This is a genomic window from Chelativorans intermedius, assembly GCF_025398255.1.
Lineage (GTDB): Bacteria > Pseudomonadota > Alphaproteobacteria > Rhizobiales > Rhizobiaceae > Chelativorans > Chelativorans intermedius.
Map to the genome: position 1 here is coordinate 1 of NZ_JAODNW010000067.1, position 2,896 is coordinate 2,896.

Here is a 2,896-nt window from a genome sequence, read left to right on the forward strand (position 1 = left end):
GCATAGACCCGGCAGTCCAGCGCCTCGTTGCGCTCGCGCATCTTCTGCCATTCGAGCCTCGCGAAGCCGCGGCGGTTGCGCACCGTCACCAGCTGCTCGGCCGTCAACTGCCGGATCCACTCGCTGTCGGCCCAACCGGGCAGATGCACCGTGCCGGGTGGGAACGCGGCACCTTCCTCCAGCTCTTCCGCCGTCGGCCGGGCCAGCCGCAGGAAACGGTAAGTCTCGGCCTTGAAGGTCGACACCGCGACGGTCCACAGCCGCGCCCCGCGGCGCAGGCGCTTGCCACCCTCGGTCGCGTCTACGAAGGTCGGCCCCGAGACCGGGCTCGCCCGGTTGAAGCCTTCGAGCCCCTTGACCGGCGCCACCTGCGCGAAGCCGACCGAGCGCGCCCAGCCATAGACCGCGGCCGTCTCGTAGCCCGTGTCGATGGCGAGCCGCGCGAGGCCGAGTTCGGCGCCGCCGGCATGACGCCAGCTGCGGCCGAGCAGATCAGTCAGCGCCTCCCAGCTCTCCGGGCGCGCAGGGCCGCCCTCGATCACCACATGATCGACGAGCCAGCTTTCCAGCCCGCGGCCCCAGGCCCAGACATCGACCTCGATCCGGTCCTTCTGCACGTCCGCGCCGGCGGTCAGGAACAGCCCACCCGCAGGGACCGTGCCAGCCGGCCAGTCCTCCCGCCGTTCGGCGATGCGCTGCCAGTCCGGCGCCTCGCCCGTCTCGATCCAGGTCTCGCCGAGCGACGTGTTCACGAAGGTCTTCATCGCCTCGTCGCCGCCCGCCTTCGCCGAGAGGAAGCTTTTCACCATCGCCTCGAGCCGGACCCAGGGCGAGTAGATCTCGTTCAGGTGGAACCCGGCGATGCCGGAGAACGGCCTCTTGGCGATCCAGCGGCCTTTGCTTACAGCTGCCCACCGGACCTCGTCGGTCCAGGCGGCGTCGCAATCGGCGCAATGGTACCGCGCGGTCTCGGGCCGATGGCTGCCATCCGGCGCCTTGTCCCACCTCACCTGGCCCCAGGTCAGCACCTGCTCGGTGCCGCAATCCGGGCACGGCACCCGGAACTGCCGCTGGTCGCTTTCCTCGAAGGCCGTCTCGATCCGGCTCGCTCCCCGGATCGTGGGCGTCGAGACCAGCACGATCTTGCGGTTCCAGAAGGTCACCGTCCGCTTCTTCGCGAGGTTCACCGGATCGCCCTCGGCGCCCGCGCTGAACGGGTAGCGGTCCACCTCGTCGCACAGCAGGATCCGGATCGGCCGGCTCGCCAGCCCCGAGGGGGCGTTGGCGCCCACGATGGTCAGATGCCCGCCCGGAAACCGCTTGTGCAGGATCTTGTTGGTGCCGTCCCGCGACTTCGGGTCCGCGATCTTTCCCGCGAGGCAGGGCGTGTCCCGCGCCATCGGCGAGAAGCGGTCCTTCGACCAGGTCTCGGCATCCCGCTCGGTCGGCATCACCACCATGATCGGCGCCGGATCCTGGTCGATGTGGTAGCCCACGGCACAGAGTTGCGTCTCGGTCTTTCCGGTCTGTGCCGACGACATCACCACCACCGTCTCGACCCGGGCATCCGAGATCGCGTCCATGATCCCGCGCTGGTACTCCGCACGCGAGGTGCGCCAGCGCCCCGGTTCCGCGCTTGCCTCGGAACTCAGCCTGCGGTTGGCGTCCGCCCAGTCACTGATCGTCATCTCCGGCGGCGGGGTCAGCACCTTCAGCGCCGCGCGCACCGTCCGGTGCAGCACCGCCGTCCCCGGCAGGGTCAGCACCGATGTCTTCGTTGTCTTCTCGTTCGGGGCGCACATCGCTCTCCGCCAGCTCTTCCAGCGCCTCGCGGATGGCAGCCCTGATCACGTCGCGCACACCGGCCGGGCTCGCCTCCGCATGGACGGCCGGCGCGAGCCGGTCGGGCAGCGCGAGGAGCCGCGTGCGCAGCGCCGCGAGCACCACGATCCAGGCGGCCTCGACGTCCTCGGCCGCGATCACCGCGCCGCGCTTCTCCTCCGCCTCCATCTCCGCGAGATCGGCCCGCGCCCGGATGAACCGCGCGCGTTCCGAGGCGTAGTCCGGCGCGCCCGCCTGCGCCTTCGCCGCCTGGTCGCGGAGATAGCGCACATAGCCGCGCACCGACCCCACGAGGTCGTACTGCCCGCGCGTGGCCTTCGGGATCACGCCCTCCCGGCTCAGCTGCTGCACCCGTCGTTCCGAGAGATCGAGGAGCTTCGCGATCACCGCGATTGGCTGGGCGGGCGATGACATGAAGTGATCCCGGCGCTTCGATCAAAGCCATGAAATTGCGGCGATTGCACTGGATAAGCGAGCCCGGCGGAGCGAAGCTCAATCCAACGAAACGACGCACCGAAAGGAGACACCCCGATGACAACCGCCCGACTGAACCCGATCACCACCCCGCGCCACGAACTCCGCGCCGAGAAGGCCCGACGCAATCGCGAAGCCGCGCTCTCGGCCTTTACGGCCAAGAAAGCCGAGATCGACGAGATGCTCGCGCGCTTGGCACGCCTCAGCGACGACCAATTCAACTGCGCGCCCGACGAGGTCGGCTGGGCCATGGTCGGCACCCTTGAACACTACGCCAGCCTGCTGAAGCGCATCACCGACAGTGCCTTTGGCGAGGGCGAGTACGCCCGCTGATCTCCGGCCCAGCCGGAACTCCCGCCGCGCCAACGCGCGGCTCGGGGTCGTAGAAGGCGCCGCATGTCGCGGGCCTCGAACACGGAGACCCCAGATGACCAAGCTTTCCGACACGCAACTCGTGATCCTCTGCGCCGCCGCGCAGCGCGAAGACCGCAACGTCCTGCCGCTCCCCGGCTCGCTCCGCGGCGGCGCCGCCGCCAAGGTGGTCGGCGCGCTGCTCTCCCGCGGCCTGATCGCCGAGACC

At 69.9% G+C, this 2,896-nt stretch carries 3 protein-coding genes; 1 reads left to right on the forward strand and 2 read right to left on the reverse strand.

Annotated elements, in window-relative coordinates; translation table 11 throughout:
- Both NYR58_RS20165 and NYR58_RS20170 read right to left on the reverse strand, forming a co-directional pair.
- The coding region (locus NYR58_RS20165; protein WP_261522916.1) for a phage terminase large subunit family protein at positions 1-1,766 on the reverse strand (1,766 nt) is incomplete at its 3' end.
- A complete protein-coding gene (locus NYR58_RS20170; protein ID WP_082206173.1) occupies positions 1,675-2,256 on the reverse strand; it encodes a terminase small subunit, Nu1 in 582 nt (193 codons plus the stop codon). The genes NYR58_RS20165 and NYR58_RS20170, both read right to left, overlap by 92 nt.
- Before the next feature lie 117 nt (positions 2,257-2,373).
- On the opposite strand from NYR58_RS20170, the gene NYR58_RS20175 reads away from it, so the two are divergent.
- Complete coding sequence (locus tag NYR58_RS20175) at positions 2,374-2,649, forward strand: hypothetical protein (RefSeq protein WP_050475362.1); 276 nt, start codon at positions 2,374-2,376, stop codon at positions 2,647-2,649.
- Positions 2,650-2,896: the final 247 nt, after the last annotated feature.

Bases quoted from the DNA above. Each gene is read 5' to 3' on its own strand.
- NYR58_RS20170 (WP_082206173.1), bottom strand. From the start codon at position 2,256: ATGTCATCGCCCGCCCAGCCAATCGCGGTGATCGCGAAGCTCCTCGAT.
- NYR58_RS20175 (WP_050475362.1), top strand. From the start codon at position 2,374: ATGACAACCGCCCGACTGAACCCGATCACCACCCCGCGCCACGAACTC.